Annotated in this window: 23 protein-coding genes; 7 read left to right on the forward strand and 16 right to left on the reverse strand. The window is 36.0% G+C overall.

Going from position 1 to position 26,216, the window contains the following annotated elements:
• Window positions 1–21: 21 nt before the first annotated feature.
• The 6 genes from AACP56_RS08465 to AACP56_RS08490 all read right to left on the reverse strand — a co-directional run bounded on the left by AACP56_RS08465 (window position 22) and on the right by AACP56_RS08490 (window position 3,879).
• A complete protein-coding gene (locus AACP56_RS08465; protein ID WP_339338293.1) occupies window positions 22–444 on the reverse strand; it encodes a (4Fe-4S)-binding protein in 423 nt (140 codons plus the stop codon).
• Between the two features lies 1 nt (window position 445).
• Window positions 446–739, reverse strand: coding sequence for a GNAT family N-acetyltransferase (locus AACP56_RS08470; protein WP_339338291.1), 294 nt, complete (start codon window positions 737–739; stop codon window positions 446–448).
• A 96-nt stretch (window positions 740–835) separates the two neighbouring features.
• Complete coding sequence (locus AACP56_RS08475) at window positions 836–1,588, reverse strand: LytR/AlgR family response regulator transcription factor (RefSeq protein WP_339338289.1); 753 nt, start codon at window positions 1,586–1,588, stop codon at window positions 836–838.
• Window positions 1,569–2,651, reverse strand: a complete 1,083-nt coding sequence (locus AACP56_RS08480) for a sensor histidine kinase (protein WP_339338287.1) — start codon at window positions 2,649–2,651, stop codon at window positions 1,569–1,571. The genes AACP56_RS08475 and AACP56_RS08480 overlap by 20 nt, the downstream gene beginning before the upstream one ends.
• Before the next feature lie 8 nt (window positions 2,652–2,659).
• Window positions 2,660–3,460, reverse strand: coding sequence for a hypothetical protein (locus tag AACP56_RS08485; RefSeq protein WP_339338285.1), 801 nt, complete (start codon window positions 3,458–3,460; stop codon window positions 2,660–2,662).
• Window positions 3,457–3,879, reverse strand: a complete 423-nt coding sequence (locus AACP56_RS08490) for an ABA4-like family protein (RefSeq protein ID WP_339338283.1) — start codon at window positions 3,877–3,879, stop codon at window positions 3,457–3,459. Before AACP56_RS08490 ends, AACP56_RS08485 begins: the two co-directional genes overlap by 4 nt.
• Window positions 3,880–4,150: 271 nt before the next feature.
• Between AACP56_RS08490 and AACP56_RS08495 the strand changes: the two genes are divergently transcribed.
• The gene (locus tag AACP56_RS08495) at window positions 4,151–4,483 is read left to right on the forward strand and encodes a single-stranded DNA-binding protein (RefSeq protein ID WP_339338281.1); all 333 of its coding nucleotides are present in this window, start codon (window positions 4,151–4,153) and stop codon (window positions 4,481–4,483) included.
• 136 nt (window positions 4,484–4,619) lie between these two features.
• Window positions 4,620–5,015 (forward strand): hypothetical protein, encoded by a 396-nt coding sequence (locus AACP56_RS08500; protein ID WP_339338279.1) that lies wholly within the window; start codon window positions 4,620–4,622, stop codon window positions 5,013–5,015.
• Between the two features lie 230 nt (window positions 5,016–5,245).
• On the opposite strand, the gene AACP56_RS08505 is transcribed toward AACP56_RS08500, so the two are convergent.
• The 5 genes from AACP56_RS08505 to AACP56_RS08525 form a co-directional block, all read right to left on the reverse strand.
• Window positions 5,246–5,767, reverse strand: coding sequence for a ferritin (locus tag AACP56_RS08505; protein WP_339338277.1), 522 nt, complete (start codon window positions 5,765–5,767; stop codon window positions 5,246–5,248).
• Window positions 5,768–5,810: 43 nt separating this feature from the next.
• Window positions 5,811–6,713, reverse strand: a complete 903-nt coding sequence (locus AACP56_RS08510; RefSeq protein WP_339338275.1) for a histone deacetylase family protein — start codon at window positions 6,711–6,713, stop codon at window positions 5,811–5,813.
• The gene (gene metG, locus AACP56_RS08515) at window positions 6,713–8,791 is read right to left on the reverse strand and encodes a methionine--tRNA ligase (protein ID WP_339338273.1); all 2,079 of its coding nucleotides are present in this window, start codon (window positions 8,789–8,791) and stop codon (window positions 6,713–6,715) included. The genes AACP56_RS08510 and metG overlap by 1 nt, the downstream gene beginning before the upstream one ends.
• Window positions 8,792–8,934: 143 nt before the next feature.
• Entirely contained in the window at window positions 8,935–10,647 is a 1,713-nt protein-coding gene (locus AACP56_RS08520; RefSeq protein ID WP_339338271.1) for a DUF1501 domain-containing protein, read from the reverse strand.
• A 10-nt stretch (window positions 10,648–10,657) separates the two neighbouring features.
• Window positions 10,658–12,142 carry a DUF1800 domain-containing protein gene (locus AACP56_RS08525; RefSeq protein WP_339338269.1) on the reverse strand — a complete coding sequence of 495 codons (1,485 nt, stop codon included), beginning with the start codon at window positions 12,140–12,142 and terminating at the stop codon, window positions 10,658–10,660.
• A gap of 168 nt (window positions 12,143–12,310) precedes the next feature.
• On the opposite strand from AACP56_RS08525, the gene AACP56_RS08530 reads away from it, so the two are divergent.
• The 5 genes from AACP56_RS08530 to AACP56_RS08550 all read left to right on the forward strand — a co-directional run bounded on the left by AACP56_RS08530 (window position 12,311) and on the right by AACP56_RS08550 (window position 17,143).
• A complete protein-coding gene (locus tag AACP56_RS08530) occupies window positions 12,311–12,670 on the forward strand; it encodes a YraN family protein (protein ID WP_339338267.1) in 360 nt (119 codons plus the stop codon).
• Window positions 12,671–12,724: 54 nt separating this feature from the next.
• Complete coding sequence (locus AACP56_RS08535; protein WP_339338265.1) at window positions 12,725–13,384, forward strand: aspartate kinase; 660 nt, start codon at window positions 12,725–12,727, stop codon at window positions 13,382–13,384.
• Between the two features lie 144 nt (window positions 13,385–13,528).
• Window positions 13,529–15,505 carry a DUF3352 domain-containing protein gene (locus AACP56_RS08540; RefSeq protein ID WP_339338263.1) on the forward strand — a complete coding sequence of 659 codons (1,977 nt, stop codon included), beginning with the start codon at window positions 13,529–13,531 and terminating at the stop codon, window positions 15,503–15,505.
• A 177-nt stretch (window positions 15,506–15,682) separates the two neighbouring features.
• A complete protein-coding gene (locus AACP56_RS08545) occupies window positions 15,683–16,489 on the forward strand; it encodes a helix-turn-helix domain-containing protein (RefSeq protein ID WP_339338261.1) in 807 nt (268 codons plus the stop codon).
• Between the two features lie 39 nt (window positions 16,490–16,528).
• Window positions 16,529–17,143: a flavin reductase family protein gene (locus AACP56_RS08550; protein ID WP_339338258.1), complete on the forward strand. Its 615-nt coding sequence runs from the start codon at window positions 16,529–16,531 to the stop codon at window positions 17,141–17,143.
• Window positions 17,144–17,292: 149 nt separating this feature from the next.
• Here the strand turns inward: AACP56_RS08550 and AACP56_RS08555 are convergent, their stop codons facing one another.
• From AACP56_RS08555 to AACP56_RS08575, 5 genes are all read right to left on the reverse strand, one after another.
• On the reverse strand, window positions 17,293–18,618 hold the full coding sequence (locus tag AACP56_RS08555; RefSeq protein ID WP_339338256.1) for a hypothetical protein: 1,326 nt from the start codon (window positions 18,616–18,618) through the stop codon (window positions 17,293–17,295).
• 50 nt (window positions 18,619–18,668) lie between these two features.
• Entirely contained in the window at window positions 18,669–22,121 is a 3,453-nt protein-coding gene (gene mfd, locus AACP56_RS08560) for a transcription-repair coupling factor (RefSeq protein WP_339338254.1), read from the reverse strand.
• 55 nt (window positions 22,122–22,176) lie between these two features.
• Window positions 22,177–22,977, reverse strand: coding sequence for a tryptophan-rich sensory protein (locus AACP56_RS08565; RefSeq protein ID WP_339338252.1), 801 nt, complete (start codon window positions 22,975–22,977; stop codon window positions 22,177–22,179).
• A gap of 90 nt (window positions 22,978–23,067) precedes the next feature.
• Window positions 23,068–23,700, reverse strand: a complete 633-nt coding sequence (gene pdeM / locus AACP56_RS08570) for a ligase-associated DNA damage response endonuclease PdeM (RefSeq protein WP_339338250.1) — start codon at window positions 23,698–23,700, stop codon at window positions 23,068–23,070.
• Window positions 23,697–26,159, reverse strand: a complete 2,463-nt coding sequence (locus AACP56_RS08575) for a ligase-associated DNA damage response DEXH box helicase (RefSeq protein ID WP_339338248.1) — start codon at window positions 26,157–26,159, stop codon at window positions 23,697–23,699. The genes pdeM and AACP56_RS08575 overlap by 4 nt, the downstream gene beginning before the upstream one ends.
• Window positions 26,160–26,216 lie beyond the last annotated feature (57 nt).

The following is a 26,216-nucleotide window of genomic DNA, read 5'->3' on the forward strand; positions in this document are numbered from 1 at the left end:
ACTGGCTATTCAGTTTTATTTCTACCCCTTAAAATCTATTTTTTTATGGGTGCCATCACAATACGGTTTGTTGTTGGAGGCACCACAACGGCAAAAAGCAGTTGAGCGTTTTTTTATTTCTTCAGTGCCATCGGCCAGTACCACTTTTAGATTACCGCTGACCAGTAAAGGCCCGTTTTCAACAATACTGCATTCGGTTACTTTAGTTTCTTCCATTTTGGTTTCTCCTTTTGTTTTATAGGTCAATGCACCGGACGGGCATTTATCAATTTGTGATTTTAAGGCATCAACCGGAGCGTTTTCGGGCTTTATCCAGGGTTTGCCATTTGGGTCGTAAACTTCTGGAAGGGTTTTTACACAAATTTCTGAATGGATACATTTTTTTGGTTTCCAAATAACGGTCAAATCTCCGTTAGTATATTCTTTTATAATTTCTCTTTCCATTTTAGGCAATGTTTATTCCTTTTAAAACTAGAGACCTCCATTCTGGATATCTTTTAATGTACATGGCTACAAAAGGGCACATGGGAACAAGAGTCAAATCCTTTTCCTTAATATCTTCCAATGCTTTTTTAATTAGGGCTGACCCAATGCCTTTTCCCTCTAATCCTATAGGAACTTCGGTGTGGGTTAGATAGATTTTATCTTTGGTTTTAATGTATTCTATTTTTGGGATATGCTCATCTATGTGAAATTCGTATTGTTTCTTTTCTTGATTGTCAAAAAGTGAATGTTCCATGGGTAGTGATTGACTTGCTTAAAGTTACTTTATTTTTTTATATCAACCACGGTCTATAGGCACTACCAAAAAGAAATACAAATCATGAAAAATAAATTATGCATTCATCCAATTTTTAAAATCGCTTGTCTTTTGTCTGCTAACTATAAATTCTTGGTCTCTAGGGTTTAAAATGGAAAGTTTGATCCTGTGGTTAAAATAGGGGTTTATCTTCTGAATTGCTTTTTTTGAAACTAACTGTCCGCGATTGATCTTATAAAATTGATTCTGTTCCAGTGTACTAAATAGTTGGTCTATAGATTCGTCTATAATATATCTTTTAGTGGCGGTTACTCCAAAAGTGATACTTTCTTGGGAATAGAAATACAAAAAATCCAAAATCTTAACTTGAACAAATCCGCCGCCCTCTTTAACCAGTAAGCCTTCTCTTTTTTTAGCTCCTTGTATACTGCTCAGAAGTTGTTTTAAAACAAATGGTGCTACTGTCGATTGTTTATTAGACTTTATAAATTTATTTAAGGCAATACCCAATTCCTCTTTTTGAATGGGTTTTAATAAATAGTCCACACTATTTACTTTAAATGCTTGAATGGCGTATTGGTCAAAAGCAGTTGTAAAAATGATAGGGACTTCAATATCTATTTTTTGAAATATTTCAAAACTTAACCCATCTGCCAATTGGATATCCATAAATATCAGGTCTGGAGCATTGTTTTTTTGAAACCAAAGAACGGCATCTTCTACCGTATCAATAATTCCCAACAAACGATAATCAAAACTACATTGCTGTAGCATACTTTGTAATTGATTTGCCGCACGAGATTCGTCTTCAATGATCAGTATCTCCATGATAATTTTTTTGATCTGATGATTTTAACAATGGAATAGCAATACGAAAATGGTCTTTATCACTTTTTATTTCAATGGATTTACCAGAGATTAAATGATACCGTTTTTCAATATTCTTTAGACCCACTTTTGTTGATGGTATTTGAGTGGATTTTGGTTGAATTTTATTGGCTACAACTAAATAATCATTTTCTACTTCTACATTTATCAAAAGCGGCTTTGCTTTGGAAATAACGTTGTGTTTTATCGCATTTTCCAATAAAAGTTGAAGGCTCATAGGAACTAGCATCCTGTCCAAGGCAATTTCTGGAATGTTCCAGTTCGTTTTAAGATTCTTTCCAAACCTTTCAGATTGTATGTGGATATAGGATTGGGCAAACTTTAATTCTTGTTTTAAGGAAGTAAGATTTGCGTTTCCAGACTCCAATATAAATCGATACACATTGGACAGCTTGTCCACAAATTCTTTTGCATCTTCTTTAGAGTTTTGATCAATGATATCGCGTAAAGTATTTAAGGTATTGAACAAAAAATGGGGCTGTGCCTGATTCTTTAAAGCATCCAACTCTGCTTGTACCATAGCTTGCTTTGCTTGTTCTTCTTCTCGAATGGATTTTTTTAAACGTATATAATAATAAATGGCTTCGTATATAGCCATGGTCATGGTACTGATGATGATAACAGGTAAAAGAATTTTAGATGGACTTAAGGCATTATAATCCTTGCCAAATACTAATGATAAGATTTTATTCCCAACAAAATCTACCGATAATACGGTACATACAATAGCAAGGAATAGTAATGCAAGGCGCTTTCCAACATCAGTAAATTCGGTATATTTTTTTCGTAAAATAATAATCACTTTTCTTGCGATAAACCAGTTGCAAATGGTAAAAAATAAGGAAACGCTCCAACTAATTATAGCTTCACCAAAAGGAAAACGGAAGAAAGATTTACTAAAAAGATAATCTGTAATAAAACTTAGGATTAGAATCCCAACGACTGTAAACCAAAAGTCATCAAAGCCTAAATATTTTATTCGTTTTTCCCTAGCATTGGACATACTGTTTATTAGATTTTAATTAATGCCATACCCATTTTTGCTTGGTAGAATGTGAATCCAATCCAACCTGCATAGAGTAATCCAAAAATTATTACTGCAAATAGTTGCTTTCTAGTATTAATATTCCATTTTTTAGATACCCACAAGGCGAATAATGGTATTACTTGTATGGCATGCAACCCAAAAAAATGTGCTATTCTCAAATCACCAGCAATTGTACTCCAATTTACCAAAGGGAGGCCTGCTCCACCATCTGCAACACCAACATTATGTGCCATTTGGCTTATCATTTGACCACCTACCCAACTCCCAAATACTACAATTATCCAACCTAGTAAGATGGCCCATTGGATGGACTTTGTTGTGTTCAATTTCAATCGTATGGTCTCGAAGATAAACAATACCATTATTAAGACATTTATTGCAATTAAAATTCCCATAGCGGCAAAGAGCATACCATCGAATGCAGAAGAGATATTATAATGTGATTTGACACCTCTTGCTGCTTGGAAGATTACGATGCCAATCTCTAACAATAGTGTTATCGCTACAGTATTGGTAATAATGTTTTTCTTTCTTCTTGAAAAAGGATAAAGTGTTGTAAGAAAACCTAGCGTTAAAATATAGATGCCACCCGAGATTGAAAATTTTAATGGCTTTATCCAGACATTAACACCCATAAGGGTTCTTTCATCAAATGGTAATCCGATTAGACATATTATGGCAAATAGGAAATGAATTATTACAACCCAATAAAGTATTGGACTAGATTGTTTTACAGTGTTTAATAGTTGGTTTATAGTTTTCATTTCTGGTTTTGTTTAATGGTTTTTACAATCATAAAGGCTAAAAATCCGATAGGACCAAACATAAATGTTCCGAACAGGCAGGGAGCCATTAGTAATTGATGAATTTTTAATTCTTTGTTTAGGTTTAGCATCCACATACCCACCAATAGATCAAAGGCTAGATAGTGAACCCAACCTGCTAGTACGGCATTCTCTTCAGTAAATAATGCCATGACAGAAGACAGACTGCCAAAATCCATTGCACCACCTATTTGTATTGCAGTAATAATATAGAAGGCATAAACTAGTGCTAGTGCTATTGGAATAACTTTATAGTCAATTAAGAACCGTGTTACTCTCCATTTAGGAAGGAAAATCATTAGAATCCACATAGGCATAGCGGTCATATTTGCTAAAGAAAAAACATCGGTCGGAGACATAATTAGTTGCTTTAAAAGGTTGATTGGCTTAATTATACATCAAATATGTGGTTGTTACATTGAAAATAAAATTACTTTCAGTTGAATCATCGTTAAAGATGATTGAATTGCCATCGCTAAGGGAATTATATACATTTTCAAACGACTACAAACGACTACAAACGAAAATAAATACTTCCAAACCGAATCTTCTTTCTATCACGTTCTAGGTTTGCAGTGTCAAGTCGAGTTGGCTTGATAGTATTAACTGTTAATCCATAAAATTAGAAAGATGAACGCATTAAAAAACAAAGTACAGTTGATTGGTAATTTAGGGCAAGACCCAGAAATTGTAACCATGGAAAATGGAAACAAATTAGCTAAGTTTTCCATAGCCACAAGTGAAAGCTATAAAAATGTCCAAGGCGAAAAGGTAGAAGATGTGCAATGGCACAATGTTATTGCCTGGGGCAAGACTGCAGAAATTGTTGAGAATTATTTAGTAAAAGGAAAACAAGTGGCTGTAGAGGGTAAACTAACACATCGCTCTTATGAAACTAAAGAAGGTGATAAACGATATGTAACTGAGGTTAGATGTAATGAACTTTTGATGCTTGGCAAATAATAATTAAAAAAAACAAACTATCGATAAAAGAGGGCATTTTGCCCTCTTTCTTTTTTCTTATCAAGTATTAACAATAACTTAATACAAAATGGTGCAACTAAATGTACCTTCAAACGTCTTTTATAAAAGTAGATTAGTGAAACAGCTAGGCACAATAGTACTTGTTTTGATGACCATTCCTTTTGGGTTATGGGGGCAAGGAATGGGTCTTCCGAACACTGAGTCTTTTTATGCTTCGCTAGCGGAAAAAGATACAAGGTACGAGCTAAACTATAATTTTGCCTCTGTAGAAGATGAACGGGATTTTTGGAAAGACCAGAAATCTTTTGAGCGGGTATTGGCACTTAAAAACAGCAAAGCATACCAGTATTATTTAAAATATAAGGCAAAATATTACAGACAGCACAAGCTGGTCTGCTCTTCAAAATGTCTACATAGTGAGCTGTTCGAAAAAAACACTTCCATTTATTTTGAAGCCTACCCAAACAGTACTTCAATTGAGGCGTTGGTTTCGACAAATAAAAATAAATAAGGTTAAGCTACTTTTTTAAGTAAATCATAACAGGGGCAACGCTTACAACGCTTACTTTCAGACTTTTTATACTTTTTACAGCATTTGGTCTTACAGTTGTTTGGCACTAGCTCCTTAAGCTGTGCTTTTTTCTTTTTAGAAGAACTTTTCTTTTTCTTGCCCATTTTCAAAAGAGAATGGGACAAAAATATACTATTTTAAATTAATCTAAATAAGATTAATTGTTAAAATTACTCTTCTAAAGTATCAGAGGCAGCACTTTCAACCGTGAGTTGTTGTATGTCCCTATCAAAAAGGTAAAGCCCTCCCTTGTCGTCACCAATCAGATTTATTTTATCCAAAACAGTACGTGCCAATGCTTCTTCTTCCAATTGTTCTGCTACATACCATTGCAAGAAATTGTGGGTAGCATAATCTTTTTCCTCTAAAGTGACATGTACCAATTCGTTGATACTTTGCGATACAAAAACTTCGTGATCATAGAGCTTTTGAAGCATTTTAGTTAATGTTCCAAATTCTGTTTCTGGTGCTTTCAAGTCAGAAACTATGGCATGACCTCCGCGTTCATTTACGTATTTGACCAATTTTAGCATATGCATACGTTCTTCGTCCGAATGTCCATACATAAACCCAGCAACTCCTTCCAAGCCTTTTACCTCTGCCCAAGATGCCATGGAAAGGTAGGTCTGTGAAGATTCTGCTTCTATTCGTATTTGCTCATTAAGTGCTTTTTCCAGTTTCTTAGATAACATAGTTGCTATTTTTTGATAAAGTTACGAAATCTATTTACTGGACTTAAAAGAAGATTTTCTGGGCTAAACGAAATGTATTGGTATGTGCCTCAACAATAATTTTTATATCTGGGGAATATCCACCGCCCATACTGCATTGTACAGGAATTTTTAAATCATAACAAGTTTGTAGTACAAAACGATCACGTTCCAAACAACCCGCTATGGACATCCCCAAAGTCCCCAATTTGTCAGAGGCTAAAATGTCTACCCCACATAGGTAAAATATAAAATCTGGTTGAAACTTTTCTATAAGTTTTGGAAGGGCTTCCTTTAAAATAGTAAGATAGGTTTCATCATCAGTTCCTTTTTCCAATGGAATATCTAAGTCGGATTTTTCTTTTTTAAAAGGATAGTTTGATGCTCCATGCATGGAAAAGGTAAAGACCGAGTCATCGTTTTGAAAAATTTCTGAGGTGCCGTTCCCTTGATGCACATCTAAGTCTACAATCAATATTTTTTTGGCTAGATTTTTATATTGAAGATACCTAGCTCCAATAGCTTGGTCATTAAGCATACAAAATGCTTCACCTCTATTGGTATAAGCATGATGCGTGCCACCAGCGATATTCATGGCAATTCCGTTTTGGAGTGCAAATTCACAGCATTTAATGGTGCCATCCGCGATAATTTGCTCGCGTAGTACCAACTCTTTAGAGAGTGGAAAACCTATTTTTCGTGCTGCGCTCGGTTTTAAATTTAGATTAACTAAATCTAAATAATAATTTTGATTGTGAACTGCTAAGATTGATTTTTCATCAACAACATCGGGTTCAAAAAAGTTCTCATCTGTGCAAGTTCCCTCATGAAGCAATTGTTGCGGTAACAATTCATACTTAAGCATTGGAAACCGATGCCCATCTGGCAGATGGTGTTTGTAAATAGGGTGGTAAGCTATTTTGAGCATTAGCTAATGGTATCACCATTTGCAACACCAGCTTCATCAGGATTTACAAAAACTAGTTTGCCTTCAGCGTTTTCCGTCATTAAAATCATGCCTTCACTTTCAACGCCACGTAATTTTCTTGGAGCAAGATTTGCCAAAACAGTGACTTGTTTACCTACAATATCCTCTGGTTTAAAACTTTCAGAAATACCAGAGACTATGGTTCGGGTGTCAATTCCAGTATCAACTTTTAGCACCAATAATTTATTTGCTTTAGGCATTTTTTCTGCTTCGAGAATAGTCCCTATACGCATATCTAATTTGGTAAAATCTTCAAAAGTGATAGTTGGCTTTTGGGGTTCAACTTCTTTACTCATTTGCTCATTATGTTTTTTGGTAGCATCCAGTTTCTCTAGCTGCGCTTCAATTTCTTTATCCTCAATTTTACGGAACAGCAGTTCACTTTTATGAATTCTGTGACCAGGAAGTAGGAGAGTTTCTCCAGTGGCGATTGAGTCCCATTCTAGAGATTTCTCACCTTCGTTCGAAATAACATTTAGGATATTCTTTAATTTATTGGAAGTAAAAGGTAAAAAAGGTTCGCTTACAACCGATAGTGCAGTTGCAATTTGTAAAGCAACAAACATTATCGTTTTGGTTCGTTCCTCATCAGTTTTTATGAGTTTCCAAGGTTCTTCATCAGCTAAATACTTATTCCCTAAGCGTGCTAGATTCAATAATTCTTGACTTGCCTCTCTAAAACGATAACGTTCCAATGAGTTTGAAATGATTTCAGGAAATTTTCTTAATTGTTCTTGTGTATCTATATCAACTTGTTGTAGCTCTCCTGGAGTTGGTACTTGCCCATCATAATATTTATGGGTCAATACAGTAACTCGATTAATGAAGTTTCCAAAAATAGCTACTAACTCGTTATTATTTCTTGCCTGAAAGTCTTTCCAAGTAAAATCATTATCCTTGGTTTCTGGTGCATTAGCTGTTAAGGTGTAACGTAATACATCTTGCATATCAGGAAAATCAATCAAATATTCATGTAGCCATACCGCCCAATTTTTAGAAGTGGACAATTTGTTGCCTTCTAGGTTTAAAAACTCATTTGCAGGCACATTTTCAGGCAGAATATAATCGCCATTTGCTTTTAGCATACTTGGAAAAATAATACAGTGAAAAACAATATTATCCTTACCAATAAAATGGAGCATTTTAGTATTATTATCTTTCCAATAGGGCTCCCAATCTTTACCTTCTCTTTCTGCCCACTCTTTAGTAGAAGAAATATAGCCGATAGGGGCATCAAACCAAACGTATAAAACTTTTCCCTCACCGCCTTCAACAGGTACAGGAATACCCCAATCTAAATCTCGCGTAACTGCTCTTGGTTTTAAGCCATCATCAATCCAAGATTTACATTGCCCATAGACATTGGGTTTCCAATCATTTTTATGACCTTTTAGAATCCATTCCTTTAAAAAACCTTCATATCGGTCTAGAGGTAAAAACCAATGTTTTGTCTTTTTAAGTGTTGGGATTGCTCCAGAAATTGTGGATTTTGGATTAATTAAATCGGTGGCATTTAAAGATGAACCACAGTTTTCGCATTGGTCCCCATAGGCTTCTTCATTACCACATTTGGGACAGGTACCAACGACATATCGATCTGCTAAAAATTGATTTGCTTCCGCATCATACAATTGCTCTGTTGTCTCTTCTACAAAATCACCTTGCTCATACAGTTTTTTAAAGAAATCAGATGCGGTTTCATGATGGATAGGAGCAGAGGTTCTAGAATAATTGTCAAAAGAGATTCCAAAATCTTTAAATGATTGTTTGATGATGCCGTGATATTTATCAATAATATCTTGCGGCAACACCCCTTCTTTTTTTGCTTTCATGGGTATGGCAGCACCATGTTCATCACTTCCACAAATAAAAGCTACATCTTTACCTTGTAGCCGTTGATAACGAGAATAAATATCTGCTGGCACATAGACTCCGGCCAAGTGACCAATATGTATAGGACCGTTGGTATATGGTAGTGCTGCTGTTATGGTATAACGAGAGGGTGACCCTTGAGACATCAAAATTCAATTTAAGCCTCAAAAATACTGATTTTAGTGGGGTATTATTACACTAAAGTTTAAAAAGGAAACCCTCGAATCATGTAGCCCTAATTGGGGTGAGGGGTTACACTATCGAGGGTTCTGGAAAATGCAAGTATTGCTTATACTATCATTACAGATTTACTCATCTTTTCGTCACCAACTTGGATTTGATAGATATACTTTCCTGTAGAAAGACTACCTCTCATGCGTTCCCTAATATTTATTTCAGCGGAACCTTCAAGCATCATCTCATTAAATACAGTACCTACGTTTTGTCCAATAATATTATACAACTGAATATCTACATGAGCTGCGAATGGCATTTCTAGATAAATATGTGGTGCATTATCTGTTGGATAATAGGGTTTGTGTATAATTCTGTTTGCCAATTCTGGATCTGTTGGATCCATTGCATCTGGATCATCACTTGGTGGTGTATCCGGCAATGTTGGAGGGTCATCACTCATGGCAATGTCATCAAAAGTTTCTCCACTACAATTAAAGCCTAGGTTTACTGCGGTATATTGAAAATCTAAATGTCTTTCTACAGCTTCTCTTGGAACGCAAAGCCATTCAGCAAGTACAGTACCATATAGATTACGGAAATCCATAGTGTAATCCAGATTACCTCTACCATCACCTTCTACTAAATCTGGATGGTCACCTACAAAGGCACTACCATTTAATCCAGAACCAAAGAAAAGGGTGGGGGCGGCCTTTCCATGGTCGGTTCCATTGGAACCATTTTCAAAAATTCGTCGTCCAAATTCAGAAAAAGTCATACTTAGAACTTTCTCATCCTGTTGTGTAAATGCTAAATCTTCATAGAAATTATTAACGGCTATGGATAGATTCGACATTAGACGTTCATGTGCTAAAGGTTGGTTACCGTGGGTATCAAAACCACCCATAGAAATCATATATACCTTGGTGCCTAGGTTTCCTTTTATCAAACGAGCTAAAAGTGCTAACTGTCTTGCGAAATTATTGTCTTGATATTCCACTTGGTTTTGCCCAGCTTGTGCAGCTGCGTATATTTGACCTGCATATTTTTCTGTGGTATTGGAAACACCTCTTAAAAACTTCACTTGGTCACCATACATACACCCATCAAAAAGTGCTTCATCTAAGCTATAATATTCGCCGTCGTCCGCAATTCTTTCTAATTGCTCTACATTATTTGTTACAAAGGCATAATTGGTTTCTTCACCTTGAAAAACAAGATTGGCTAAATTCCCTATTTGAATAGCAGCTGGTGAAGCTGGTGGGTCTATCAAATAGTTTGGAAAACATTCTTCAAAATGTCTTCCCATCCAACCCGTATCCAAACCTGAAAAACCAGTAGACGTTAAATCGGTATTTGCAAAAATGTCAGAACCTGTAAAATGAGATTGACTTTGACCTTGATAACCAACGCCATGAACGGCCTTAAACTGACCATCACCCCAAAGTGACTCCAAAGAGTTCATGTAACTTGGGATTCCAAAATCATCTGTTAGTTTTAAGACCTTACTTTCTGGGATGTAAATATTTGGTCTCGAATTAGCGTAAGTGTCGTATTGCTGAATAGGAATAACGGTACTAAGGCCATCATTTCCGCCAGAAAGACGTATCAAGATTAATATATTATCAGTTTCAGCGTCACCCATTGCCATTGTTAATGGTGAAGGAGCTGAGGCTGTAAGCATGTTGCTTCCTAAAAACATAGATCCAGAACCAGCAATACCTAGTGCTTGGATAAAGGAACGTCTGCTCCAGTTTTTATGTTCAATATCGTGACCTTCATGTTCAAGGCCTTTATAAGGAGTTGTATCGTGATGTGTATCGCACATAATTGTAGGTTTATTTTAGTTGAAATTCAGGTTCTTTAACAAGATGTAATAATAATAGGTAGACTTGCGAATCCGCATCATCCAACATCATATTCCACGTTCCGGTCTCGTAGACATTATTGTCTTCGTAAGGTTCCCTGAATGCAGCAATAGCAACAGCATAATCTTCTTCTGTTAATAGGCCCTTTGGTAAGAACTTATCAATTATAGCTCTTGCTACAACGTCTGGGTCAGATTCTGTAGCTCCAGTTGGCCCCGTAGCTTGAATACCCAACGTTCTAAACTGCTCCGTATCTGCCTGATAAAATAGCTGTACAAATGTTTCCATGCTCAGCCATCTTCCAATCATAAAATTGGTATTGATCCACTGTCTGTCACGTTGCCAACCTGCAACGTCCACAGGGTCAAAAAGTGATTGACCAATCATTCTAGATGCATCAATAGCATTAACTACTAAACCATCATTATATGTAAAATTCGTTTCTTTTATAAAATTCAGGTATAAATCGAACGGGCTCTTAATAATTACTCCAATTGCAGTCTCATCAAAAAAGTGTTGACTTTTAAATAATTGGGATAATACCGGTGCCAATTCAAAATTGTTGGCAACAAAAGTTGTTGCCAGCTCTGAAATAATCTGAGGGGCATTACTACTTGCATCGGATGAATCTGGATGAACAAAAAATTCGTACAATTTCATACAAATGAAATTGGCAATTAAGTCCTCTTTTTGTGTAAAAAGGATATCAATAACATCATCATAGCCCCAATTTCCAGTTTGGTCAAAGATGGTTTTGTCATCTGTATTAAATTGCTCAGGGTCAAAGGTTATTTGTGTACAACCAACTTCACCTCTTTCTGTATAACCAGTAAGGGCTTTTGAAGTTTCTACAATGTCGTCCTCTGTATATCCGTTTCCTTCGCCCAAAGTAAATAACTCATAAAGTTCGCGGGCATAATTCTCATTTGGTCTATTTCTTCTGTTAAACACCCCGTCTAAATAACGAAGCATAGCACTGGTAAGACCAATTTCGCTAACGAACGTTCTAAAATTGCCAATGGCATTTCTTTGCAAACAGTTTGCATAGTAATAAAGAAAAGAATTACAATCGTAAATATCGTATTCCGTAACAAAGTGGTTACTCCAGAAGAAACTTAAGCGATCTCTTAAATTGTTATCTAGAAGAGAATTACCATAAGAGGTATAAAACTCTTCTCTTTGAGACCTTCTTAGTTGTCTCCTTAAATCATCATCTTCGGGATAATCGGCATCTGTCCAGTCTGCCCAAGCAGGAGCAGGTATTGGAGCAAGATTTATTGCTTCGTTAATTAAAGTATCCACTAAAGCATTGGCTGATTGACCAACTGCTGCATTAATGGTTTGTACAGACGCACTGAAACCTAGTCTACGATACAAATGTTCGACCCTAGTTTTATCTAAAGGTGTGGTGTATTGTGCTAGACTAGAAGTATTACAATTAATGAAATATTCCATAGCAAAATTTGGCGTTAAATAGGTTCATAGTTTATGGGGTTACTATGTGCTTAACGGTAGGTTTGTGGTTCGATTGAGCACTAAATTTACAACCATAACGCAGAAATGGCGATTAACTACTAAATTTTTCGATGAACTGCACACAATTTTTCATATTTTTCAACAGACATGGGAAAACATAACGAATTTGGAAAGCTTGGAGAGCAAAAAGCTTTGGATTTTCTTCTCAAAAATGGTTATGAAATCAAATATAAAAACTACAGATACCTAAAAGCTGAGATTGATATTATAGCTAAAAAGGGAAATATCTTGGCAATCGTTGAGGTGAAATCCCGTAGTTCTGAATTTTTAGAAAACATAGCGGAAACCGTAAATCAGAAAAAGATAAACCTATTAGTTTCTGCTGCAGATCATTATGTCACGGAAAATGACCTTGATATTGATGTTCGTTTTGATATTATTACCATATTAAAAAAGGGAAAACAATTTCAGCTAGAGCATCTTAAGGATGCATTCTATCATTTTTAACCATTTGTTTTATTTGTAACAATATGTTATTTTTGTTTCTAACTTGTATTTGAGATGAAAACCATATCTGCCGTTGTTGAAAATTACATCAAGAAAAAACCCTTTTTACAAAGTGCCCTTGGCCAAGGGATTATAAATCTTACCTCACTTTCTAGAATTGTTAAGCCAGAAATTGAAGAGGAATTGGGAAAAGAGGTACGCAACGGGGCTATAGTAATGGCATTAAAACGTTTGTCCGATGATTTGGAGTTTCGTGCAACCTATAAAATTGTAAAGGTTCTTAAAAACATTGGAGAGATAACGGTACGGTCGAATCTTACTGATTACACCTTTCTTTCTTCGGAAACTATATTGGCCAATCAAGCAAAGTTATTAGAAGAAGTAAATAAAAACCAAGATATTTTTTATACTTCTTCCAGAGGTGTTAATGAGATTAATATTGTTGTAAGCAATAGCTTGGATAAAACCTTAGAGACACTTTTTGCAAGCGAAAGGTGTACACAAAAAGCAGAGAACCTTTCTTCTGTGACGGTAAAGCTTCCATCAGAAAATGTATCTGTTCCAGGTATCTATTACTTCATCTTTCAGCGTTTGGCATGGGAAGGGATTGTGCTGTATGAAGTAATTTCTACCACAAATGAGTTTACTATTTTAGTAAATGATGATCAAGTAGACGTTGCTTTTAAAACTATCAAAGATTTGAAGACCTTATAGTAACTAAGTTCTAAGCAACTACAAGAGACATCTAGATAAAAACCCTTCCAAAAAAAATTAAACTGAGGGCTATTAAACCCTTCAGTGGTATCGATAAACTAAAGCCCTTTCTTTTTCGTTTAGATTTTGTATTGGTAATGAATCATGATAAAAAAAAGAATTCTTTTTGGGTTTCTAGGAGTATTCGCGCTCTACTTATTCTATCTACTTTACATATTTGTCCTCTCTCCAAAAACCAACCTGCAGTCAGTATACCTCATTCCCAAAGACGCTGTTTTTGTCATAGAATCTGAAAAGCCAGTAGAAAGCTGGAAAAAGATTAGTGAAAGTGATGCATGGCATCACCTTCAAAAGAACGATTATTTCGCCGAGCTTACAGAAAATATTCAGAAAGTAGATACCATTTTTAATAACAAGCGAAAGCTTTTTGAGTTTTTTGATGGACGATCTTTGTTCATCTCCATCCATATGGTTTCCAAAAAAGACTATGGGATTTTCTATGTGTTAGACCTAAAACGTATTGCCAAACTCAAACTGCTAAAGACTTATTTGAACACCTTGCTGAACGAAGGTTATGTGTTGAGCAAACGTAACTACCATAACCATGAAATTTTAGAGATTTACGACCGCAAAAGCAAAGAGACCATGCATTTGGCCTTTATTAAAAATCAGTTAGTGGCTTCTTATACCCACACTTTGGTCGAAGCATCTATTGATCAGTACCAAGAACCAGTTTTGGGTCGGGATTTAAATTTTATCGAAATCAACCAAAAAGTTGGTTATGAAGATTTGTTTCGTTTGTACTTACAATATGACTTTCTAGATGAATATTACAAACGTTTTTCCAATGAGCCTCCCGATTGGATGAACCGTGTGAGTGAAAACTTCAAATTCTCGGGCTTTAGTTTTGATTTGGATAAGAACAGTACCATTACAGCAAATGGGTTTACCAATATCAGCTTTGCTAATGAGAATTATTTGGAAGCCCTTCAGAAGTCAGGTACTGCAAAGCGAAGTATTCCAAAAATAGCCCCAAAACGAACAGCTCTTTATGTAAGCTATGGTTTCGACAGTTTCTCTGAGTTTTATAAGAATTTTGAAATGGTTCAAAAGGCAGGTAGCTCAGAAGAATACGAAGCCTACGAGGAGGGGATTGAAAAAGTAGAGAAATTCCTAAAGATTGATGTAAAAGAAAACTTTGTAGATTGGATAGACGATGAAATTGCACTGCTTCAAATACAATCTGATATTTCAAAAGGAAAGAATGATTTGGCACTGGTTTTAAAAGCAATTGATGCCGATGACGCAAAATCAAATCTCAATTTCGTTCTAAAGCAAATCAAGAAAAAAACACCTGTAAAATTTAAAACTGTTACTTATAAGAACTATGAAATCAACTTCCTTTCTATAAAAGGATTCTTTAAAATGTTATTAGGGAATCGCTTTAAAGAATTTGACAAACCATATTTTACGCAAATAGAAGATTATGTGGTTTTTAGCGACAATCCAAACACACTTAAAACAATAATTTCTAATTATACAGCAAAAGAAACATTAGCTACTTCTGAAGATTTTATTGCTTTTGATAAAAAATTTAAAACAGCATCCAGTCTATTTGTCTATAGTAATGTTCCAGTTCTGTATGATAATATGTATTCTTTAGCGGACAGAACAACTAAGACGCAGTTGCGAAAGAATAAAGACTTTATCATTTGCTTTCCACAAGTTGGATTTCAATTAACCCCAGATGATAACTTGTTTGAAAGTACTATGGTGGTAAATTACCAAGACGTGGAAGAGGTAAAAACGAATACACAATTCCAAACTATACAGGTTGTTAACAAGGCAGTATCTAAGGACACAGAAATTACAGACGCTATTTTTAACTTAAAACCAATTTATCCAACGGATTTAAATGCAAACTCCTTCAGCAAAAAATATAGTAATGGAATTACACGGTTTGAGGTTGATTTAAAAGACGGACTCAAAAACGGTCGTTATGTTGAATATTATTCCAATGGTGAAAAGAAAATAACAGGTCGTTTTCGTAAAGATGAACAAGTAGGTACGTGGAGGTATTATACTAGAGGAGGAGAATTACTTCACAAGAAACGATTTTAATCATTAAGAATTGTCACCCTGAGCCTGTCGAAGGATGTTTAAAAGAGCGTAAGAAATCTCAACAAACTCAGTGTTTATAGTAAATGCCGTATAAATGTCGGGTTAAATCCAAGCAAGTTTCTTGTGCTTGTTTTATCTTCAGCGTAACATTGCTTCAAGTTTTAAAAATCAAACGTTATGCAACAACCACAACTGGGATTAAAAATTTCCGAATTACGAAAGCAAAAGGGGCTTACCCAAGAAGAGCTTGTAGAACAGTGTAATATTAATGTAAGAACGTTACAACGTATTGAAAGTGGTGAAGTTTCTCCAAGAAGCTATACCATAAAAACCATTCTCTCAGCATTGGATTATGACTATGAGACATTACAAGAAATTGACAATGTTCAAGATACTAAACTAAGTCCTGTTCCACCAAAAGAAGCGAAGTCGATACATACATTGTTAACGGTTTCTTTAGTCTCAGGTATTTTACTTTTAATTGCTGCAGTATTTGAAGGGATTGGGGATTATGTTCGTTTCGATGATGATGAACTTATCTATGGGCAATGGGGACATTTTACAATAAAAATGCTCGTGCTCATTTTTAATATCCTTTTTATTTATGGTTTCCTTATTTCAGGCAAACTGCTTAAAAATTATTTAATGAAAATTGCAGCTGTATTGATCATCATTGCACTAGTGGCTTTCTATACCTATGATATCATCTCTATTTTTTACGAAACATTCAATTTTGAGGTTGTAATCTTAGCAGAGGCAATAGGTTTTGGAGCGCTAGGAATATTGTTTGGAATTTCAATTTTAAAATCTGGAAAACTTTTACGAACTAGTGCTTTTGCTGCTGGAGGATTAGAGTTACTAATGTCTTTTTGTTTACTAACAGTATTTTTATCTCCAGTAGCTTTGTTCCTGTTTTTTCCAGCAGTAATACTTGAAGTGGTCTTACTTTATAAAATTAGTACACTGGTAAAAGAGCAGATGTGAGAAATCTTAAATCTCAATATATTTGATGAAAATTGAAGCATGACAAAGACGCTCACTTTCGATGACATTGTGCAATTGCCTAGTCGGTATCGCGCCAACTTAATCAGTAAGGTTTCTGGGTTTAAGTCCGCTAATTTAATTGGGACAAAATCAAAAAGTGGCCAAACTAATTTGGCGGTTTTTAATAGTGTGGTCCATATTGGGGCCAACCCGCCGTATTTAGGTTTTATTTTGCGTCCGACGACTGTGGAGCGCCATACCTATGAAAACATTAAAGAAACAGGAGTTTATACCATTAATCAAATAACAACGGCGATTCATAAAAAAGCGCATCAAACTTCTGCCAAATATGAGCGTGAAATTTCAGAGTTTGATGCAGTTGGATTAACGGAAGAATACCACCAAGATTTTCACGCTCCTTTTGTGGCAGAAAGCCATATTAAAATAGGCCTGTCTTTTCAAGAAGAGCAACTTATAAAATGTAATGACACCAGACTGGTCATTGGTAAAATTGAGCATTTGATACTACCAGAGTCATCTATTCTAGAAGATGGAGATGTAATGCTAGAGGATTTGGACACGGCTGCTATTGCTGGATTGTACAACTACTATAAACCTGAGCATTTAGGGAAGTATGGATATATGAAGCCGTAATTCCGAGTGAAACGAAGGAATCAGCTTCTCATTTTGACATTTGTGGGATTAGATTTCTCAATCGTTCCCGATGGTTATCGAAACTCATGTCGAAATGACTTTGAGGTGTTTTAGTCATTTCGAAAGTATGTGAGAAATCTCAAAAAAAATTAACTCCGTTCTAGTTTTGGGGCAGGTTTATTCCAATTAGTCATATTTTGAACAATACCCTCATAAAAATCTAAAGCCATTTTATCCATTAATGTGATAAACTTTTTAACACTGGCGAATGAAACACCTAAGTCACATAAATAAGTTACATGATAAGCTTGAACTTCTTTTCCTTTGGTTAATTCGTTTAGTTGGTCTAGCTCGGTTAGTTTAATTTTTATATTATCTCTTGCAAATTTTATATCTCCTTCAAGCCACACGTTTTTACTTATTCTATTAAATGCTAATTCACTCTTTTTACTACAATTTTCAAGTTGCTTTCCAATCCATGAATTTCTAGCTACTGTTCCTTTATTTAAAGGAGGTATAATTTTTACTGACATCGAAACTGTTCTTTTCTCAAAATCTAAACGCACTTTTATATCTGAAACAGAATTTTTTACACTAAGGCTTCCCAAAAGAGTGTAACTACCTACTAATCTTTTAATATCTGCTTTTAAAGAATTTGGATTTTTAGAACTTGATTTTACAAGAACACCTAATTTTCTACTGAGAAGTAATGCGACATCCTTTTCTTCCTCATGCCAACTTAGTACTGCCTCTTCAACATTTGTATCACTAATTCTTAATTTTTTTCCAGCTTTCACGTATTCGCAGACTTCTTTCCAACCAGGTTTCATTTGCATAAAACCAAGAACTCCAGATAAAGGACTTTCCAAATAACAAAGTACTTCTCTCATTATTTCAATTTGATCTTCGTCTTTAATGTTAAAATCATTTTTAAATAATAATAATTGCCCTCTAGTAAGCAGATATGTCCAAGAGAGGTGATACAGAGATATACTTTTAGGTATTCTTAATTGTACAGGTGAATGTGATGGGTCAGAAACAAACTCATTAGATACAGTAACCATCGTTTGTACCCCAAGTTTTTTTGCAACACTTATATATGTTTCAACTTGATTTTTGTCGATTCCATTGTTTTTGCTCTTCATTTCAAAAAAAGCAGCTTCTTTAATCTTACCAGAAGTTACATTAATAATCATCCCATCAATTCGATTTGAGCTGATTTCCGGAAATGTTACCTCTGTGAAGTAGTATAGTTTTCCAGACCGGCTTAGCTTAATATCTTTAAATATTCCCTCTCTGAATTCATCTATTAACCTAATTGATGATAGAAATATCGAAGTCAGAGCCATTTCATCTCCAGTTTTTAATGTTGGAATAAGAAAGGCGGGCTGGGCTTTTATTTGTGAGGTTTCAATGAATGTGTCAAACAGCTCTTTTTTTATACCGACTAATTTGGTAAGCTTCTTTTTTAACATTTGATTGGTTTAGCTTGTTTAGTTGAAATGTACGAATTTTCAACAAAAAACTAAACCTCTGCTAGTTTTTGAAATGATAATGGTTCTAATACTCTCAAAGCTTTCTCCACACTCGTAATCCTATCAAAAGTTAATAGCAAACGTAATCCGTTTCGGGTTTGTTTTTCTTTTAACTGGCATTGCTGTGGGTGACTTTGCACATACTGCAAAACTTTGGTAAAAGCTGCGGTCTGGTAAAAAGGCGATTGCTGATCGGACAAGAAATAGCCAATAAATTTGTTCTTCTTTAGAATCACTTTTTCCAAACCAATACTGTTGGCGAGCCACTTAATACGAACTGAATTGAACAAGTCCACTGCTTGGGTGGGGAGTTCCCCAAAACGGTCTACCAATTCGGTTTCAAATTTCTGTAGACCTTCTTCATCTTTAACTGTATTTAATTGGGTGTATAAATTAAGTCGCTCAGTAATATTATTGATATAATCATCTGGGAAGAGGAGCTCAAAATCTGTATCCAATTGGGTTTCTTTTACAAAGACCTTGGGTTTTTCACCTTCAACCTCTTCATACAACTCTTTAAACTCATTTTCTTTGAGTTCTTCAATTGCTTCAGCCAAGATTTTTTGGTAGGTTTCAAAACCAATTTCATTAATAAAGCCACTTTGTTCTCCGCCCAGTAAATCCCCAGCACCACGAATCTCCAAATCCTTCATTGCAATATTAAATCCACTACCAAGTTCCGTGAATTGCTCTAAAGCTTCAATACGTTTACGTGCATCAGTGGTCATTACCTCGTATGGCGGAGTGATAAAATAACAGAAGGCTTTTTTATTGCTTCGCCCTACACGACCACGCATTTGGTGTAAATCACTCAGGCCAAAATTGTTGGCGTTGTGGATAAAAATGGTGTTGGCATTGGTAACGTCCAAACCACTTTCTACTATCGTAGTGGAAACCAAAACATCAAACTCACCGTTCATAAAGGCGAGCATTAAGGTTTCCAATTTTTTACCTTCCATTTGGCCATGACCAATACCGATTTTAGCATCAGGCACCAATCGCTGTAGCATCCCTGCTACTTCTTTAATATTCTCTATTCGGTTATGAATAAAGAACACTTGTCCGCCACGTTGAATTTCATAGGAAACCGCATCACGAATCACTTCTTCGTTAAAACGAATCACACGACTTTCAATAGGGTATCGGTTTGGCGGTGGTGTGGTAATCACCGAAAGGTCACGTGCTGCCATTAAACTAAACTGAAGTGTTCTTGGGATGGGCGTAGCAGTTAAAGTCAAGACATCTACATTTTCCTTAATGGATTTTAGCTTGTCTTTTACAGCAACGCCAAACTTCTGTTCTTCATCAACAATCAACAATCCTAAATCCTTGAACTTTACATTTTTATTGACCAGTTGGTGCGTGCCAATAATGATATCCACTTTGCCTTCGGCAAGTCGTTCAAGGGTTTCCCGTTTTTCTTTTGCAGTTCTGAATCGGTTGAGGTAATCCACCGTTACCGGCATTTCTTTAAGTCGTTCTTTAAACGTTCTCGAATGCTGAAAAGCCAAAATGGTCGTAGGCACTAAAACGGCCACTTGTTTGCCATTATCTACGGCTTTAAATGCAGCTCTTATGGCAACTTCCGTTTTACCAAAACCAACATCACCACAAATAAGGCGGTCCATGGGGCGTTCGCTCTCCATGTCTTTTTTTACATCGGCAGTTGACTTTTCTTGGTCTGGTGTGTCTTCGTAGATAAAAGAAGCCTCCAGTTCATGTTGCAAATAACTGTCAGGAGCATATTGGAATCCTTTTTCAAGTCGTCGTTTTGCATAAATTTTGATGAGGTCAAACGCAATTTTTTTGACACGACTCTTGGTCTTGTCTTTTATCTTTTTCCAAGCTCCAGAACCCAGTTTGTAAATTTTAGGTGGCGCTCCATCTTTACCATTGAACTTGGAGATTTTGTGCAGCGAATGTATGCTCACGTAAAGAATATCCCGCTCGCCATACATTAACTTTATTGCTTCCTGCTTTTTGCCCTCTACGTCTATTTTTTGGAGTCCGCCAAACTTTCCAATACCGTGATCTATGTGGGTTACGTAATCTCCAATTTCAAGTTTATTGAGTTCTTTAAGGGTGATGGCCTGCTTTTTAGCGTAGCCATTTTTCAGATGGAATTTATGGTAACGTTCAAAGATTTGATGGTCCGTGTAACAGGCCAGTTTTAAATCATTGTCAATAAATCCTTGATATAGTGGAAATACTATGGTTTTGTAATGAACTGTGCGTTCTGCCTCATCAAAAATATCATGAAAGCGTTTGGCTTGTTGTTCTGTGGAGCAAAAGATATAATTTTTATACCCTGCGGAATGATTATCGTTGAGGTTTTCAATCAATAAATCAAACTTTTTATTGAATGAAGGCTGCGGTTTGATATTGAATTGAATGTGTTCTAGACTGTCATTTCGAGCGGAGTCGAGAAATTTTTGAGAATCTTCTGTCTTCATTTCGACTGCGCTCAATGTGACAGAAGAGTTGCCTAATTCAACTAAACTGAACTCCCGTAATTGCTCTTTTAGCACCTCGGAATTCAAAAATAACTCCTCCGGTTTGGCATGTTTTATTTCTTCACTTAGCTTGCCAAAGCTCTCATTTGCTTTCTCAAAATTGGAATCGATTCTGCCGTAAACCAAATCCAGATTCTTGGAGAATATGACCGTTTTAGGTGAAATGTATTTTAAAAAGCTCTCTCGATTTTCATGGATTGCCTTGTTTGCGACATTAGGGATAACCGTAATCTTTTTAACCTTTTCCGTAGACAGTTGCGTTTCTACATCAAAGGTTCTCATGCTATCCACTTCATCCCCAAAAAATTCAATCCGATAAGGTTCATCATGCGAAAAAGAAAACACATCTACAATACCCCCACGAACAGAAAATTCACCAGGTTCAGTAACAAAATCAACACGCTTAAATTGATATTCGAAAAGAACCTCGTTTAAAAACTCAAGAGAAAGTGTGTCTCCTAATTTTATTTTGAGGGTATTTTTATCCAGCTCTTTTCTGGTGACTACCTTTTCAAAAAGGGCATCTGGATAGGTAACAATGACCGCAGGTTTTTTTCTGGAGTTGATACGATTTAAAACTTCGGCACGCAGAAGAACATTGGCATTGTCGGTTTCTTCAATTTGGTAGGGCCTACGATAACTGCCAGGGTAGAATAGCACATCGTTTTCACCAATCAATTGCTCTAAATCATTTAAATAATACGCGGCTTCTTCTTTGTCGTTTAGCAATACCAAAAACGGTAAATCACTGGTCTTAAATACATCAGAAATCGCAAATGAAAGTGAAGAACCAGTAAGCCCTTTTAAAGAGATTTTTTGATTTGAAGACTTCTCGACTCCGCTCGAAGTGACGGTATTGGATATGATATCCCGCAGTTTTCGTAATTGGGGAGACCGTTCAAAAAGAGCTAAAACAGAAGATTTGGTCAATCTTTAAACTTTGCTGCAAATATAGGGTCAGTATGGTAAGAGCGCAATGTCTTTTTTAATTTTCTAACCTTCTTTCCAATAGTTTCTGTAATGGATTTGTTTTTCTATTTATAAAACCATGAATGGCAGTACTAACTAAAAGAATAATACTACCAATAAGTGCAGTATAGGCGATAGTTTCGTAGTTGGTTTTATGTCGAACATAAATAGCGAACAGTGCCCAAACACCTACTAAAGCAAACTCACGCATGTTACGTTTCCAAATCATAAGTAGATTTAAAAGAGTGGCAACCACTATCATTGTTATCGTCCAGCTTTCTTGCGATAGAAAACTACCATCCCAGCCAATCTTTGTGAGATAAGCAGAGATGTTTGCTATGGTAGCTACCGCTATCCAACCGCTATAGATACAAATGGGCCACCAGACAAAAGCAATAACTTCAACAGGAGCATCCCAAAGTTCCATATTTGTATTTAGAATAATCTTTATCAAAGCGAATAAAATGACTAGCATAATAAGCACAGAAAGTCCTGTGTAATCATAAATAAATGCGAAAACCCAAGCAGAATTCAAAACATTGGCTACAATAAACCAATATCTTGTTTTTTCTATAAAGTTACTTTCCTTGGTACTGAAAAAAGCTCTATGTATTTGAAAAATACCGTAGACGATTAGTCCTAAAAAAATTATACCCCAAATTGCAAAAGAATAACTGGCTGGGGTAAAAAGATTATCATATCTACCACTAATTTCTCCAATAGTTGTGTCGTTCAAACGTAGCACTTGTGATATATAATTGATTGCGATTACAAGTATGATAGAAGTAAAGTTGAGTATTGCTAAAGTTTTTTTCATAGCTATATTTTGGTGAAACTAATAATTCCAGAGTTACTAGCTGTTCTCGATGCAATTTTATCGTGCCTCAAAATCACTCGAACTGACAATCTAAACTTTAATTACTTCATTTTCTACGATGGCATAAACTTCGTCTTCTTTAGTGGGTTCCAAAACGTAAGTGCCAGTGAATTTGCCAAATGCCGGAAGGATAAGCTGCTGTTTCTTCTTAAAAAAACAGGAAAGCTTTAAGCGCTGTCTACCATAACCTTGTAATCTAATTGCAGGGTGAATATGACCACAGAAATTAAAGAAGCTTTCCCTTTCTTCGGGATGATGCGTTAGCAGGAAATTGTCCAGTAGTATTTCTTGAAAAATCTGAATGCCCAAAGCCTCAAATTTCTCTGGAGCGATGATATCATGGTTGCCTGCTACCAACATGATTTCAGAGGGTGTTTTTTCAACCCAATTTTCAAAGAGCTGCCATTCTTTGTTTAGTGAAGAATGAAATAAATCTCCTAAAAAACAGATTTGAAAAGGTTGAAAATGCTTCACTATTTCATCCAACAAAATAAAGTTTTTGTGAATCGCTTTTTGGGGCACAGCAGCGCCAAACTTTCTAAAATGAGCTACCTTTCCAAGATGTACATCACTGATTAACAGCATTGATTTTTCAACCCAGAAAATACCTCCATGGTGATGGAGAATGAATTCTTGGTTTTGTAAGTCAATACTTTGTGTCATTTAGTCAAAATCTTTGTCATTCTTTTGATGCGGTCCGCTAATTTCTCACTGGATAGTTTCTCGCGTAATCTATCCGTAATAATGGGAAATGAGAAAGGTGTAGGATTTTCACATTGTTTCCAAACGATTTGCTGTTCGGCAATACGCTCTAAGGCCATTCGTAAACGCCCCTCTTCCAATTGATGTTCAAAGGTCTCGGTAAATGCCTGTTGATATAATAAATTATCATCTTCAAAATCTTTAAAAACATCAAATAGCAGTTGGGAGCTACTTTGTAAATGTTTCATTTTTATCCCTTTATCAGGATAACCAGTAAAGACCATTCCGCTAATTACGGCAATGTCACGAAACTTTCTTCTTGCCATTTCATTACTGTTCAGACTCTTCTGTAAATCGGATAGCATATATTCCGTAGTCAAAAGATCATTATCCAAAACTTCTTGAATTTCTATAGGTTTATCTGAAAGTAATTCGAACCCATAATCATTGTAAGCCAATGAACAAGTAATAGGCGAAAGCAAGCTAATGCGGTAGGCGAGGAGACTGCTCATAGCTTCATGAACGCCACGACCTTCAAAAGGATAAAAAATATGATGGTATCCATCCCTGGTTTTAAAGGTCTCGATTAAAAACTCATTGGGTTTGGGTACAATACTTTCTTCTCGTTGTTTTGTAAACATGGGAGCAAGCGATTTAATCTCTTTGGATTGTTTAGAAAACTCTAGTTCTGCTGTGTACAATTCTTGCCGCAGCAATTCGGACATTTGAGCGGAAAAACTCAATCGCCCACCCATCCAACTTGGAACTTTACTTGTACGCTTACTAGAATTACGAACATGGGCCTGCATACCTTTGATTCTGATAAACTCTAGATTTCTACCAGCGAATGTAAATACATCACCTGGAGCCAATTTCGAAATAAAATACTCCTCAATAGAACCTATATAACCTCCTTTTTGATAGCGCACCGAAATAGAAGCGTCTCCAACAATAGTCCCTATTTGAAAACGATGGCGCATTGCAATTCCACGATTGTTGACTTTGAATTTCCCATCTGATTCAACTTCAACTTTTTGGTACTCGTCATAGGTTTTTAGGCTTTGGCTACCCATCACCAGAAAGTTCAGAAGCCATTGCCATTGGTCTTCCGTTACCGCTTGATAACAAAAAGTTTGTTTGATTTCCTGATAGATTTCTTCAGGATAAAACCCATCGGAAACGGCAAGTGTGGTCAGATACTGAAGCAGTACGTCAAAACTATTCAGATAGGGAATTCTATCCTCAACAGCAGCGTTTTTTACCGCTTGCTGCATGGCAGAAGCTTCAATAAGTTCCATGGCGTGTGTAGGTAAAAAATGAATCACACTTTCCATACCTGGTTGATGACCACTGCGACCCGCACGTTGTAAAAATCGTGCTACCCCTTTTGGGCCTCCAATCTGAACTACGGTTTCTACAGGAGCAAAATCAACCCCTAAATCTAAACTTGATGTACATACTACAGCTTTTAAACTTTCATTACGGATGGCCTGCTCTACCCAAAGACGAGTTTCTTTGTTTACACTACCATGGTGCATTGCCATTTCACCGGCATATTCTGGATGCTTTTCCAAAATTTTTTGGAACCAAATTTCGCACTGGCTACGGGTATTGGTAAAAAGAAGTGTTGTCTTGCTATTATTGATAATAGGAACAACGTCTTCTAATAAGCGTAATCCCAAATGACCGCGCCATGGGAAAGTTTCCATTTCCTTAGGGATAATACTTTTAACAGTAATCTTTTTGTTAAGCTTAGCTTTGATTAATACAGAATTTTCATAGGCTTGGGTTTCAGGGCCAAGTAGAACTTGACGCGCTTGTTCTAGATTTCCGATGGTTGCAGAAATTCCCCAAACTCGAAGATTAGGACAGATACTTTTTAAGCGGGACAAGCCCAATTCCATTTGAACCCCTCGCTTAGTGCCTAAAAGTTCATGCCATTCGTCTACCACAATTGCTGAACAGTCTTTGAATACTTTATTATAACCTTTTGAGGAAAGCAGCAATTGTAAACTTTCTGGAGTAGTGATCAATAAATCAGGCATAGTAGTTTTTTGCCGTGTACGTTCCTTGGTTGAGGTATCACCAGTGCGGATACCAACGGTCATTTGAGTTTCTAAATCTTGTGTGATTCGTTCTGCCGATTGCTTTATTTCTTGTGATAGTGCTCTTAATGGGGTAATCCAAATAGCTTTTAACCCCTTCTTGTGCGTGGTCTTATAATCGGAATTGTTTTTGATGTAATTTAATACAATTGGAAACCAAAGTGCGTAGGTTTTGCCGCTTCCGGTTGGGGCATTCAGTAAACCGTGTTTCCCCTGTAAAAAGGCTTTCCAACTTTCTTTTTGAAACGCAAAAGGTTTCCAGTTTTGTTTAGCAAACCAGTTTTGGGCGATATCAAAAAGTTGTTGTCTGTTCATATTACGAGCGAAGCGAAGTAATCTGTTGAAGCGTTTTCGATTTCAAGTTTTACTTCT

It is taken from the genome of Croceitalea sp. MTPC6 (assembly GCF_036985525.1).
In the GTDB taxonomy this organism is placed as follows: Bacteria; Bacteroidota; Bacteroidia; order Flavobacteriales; family Flavobacteriaceae; genus Croceitalea.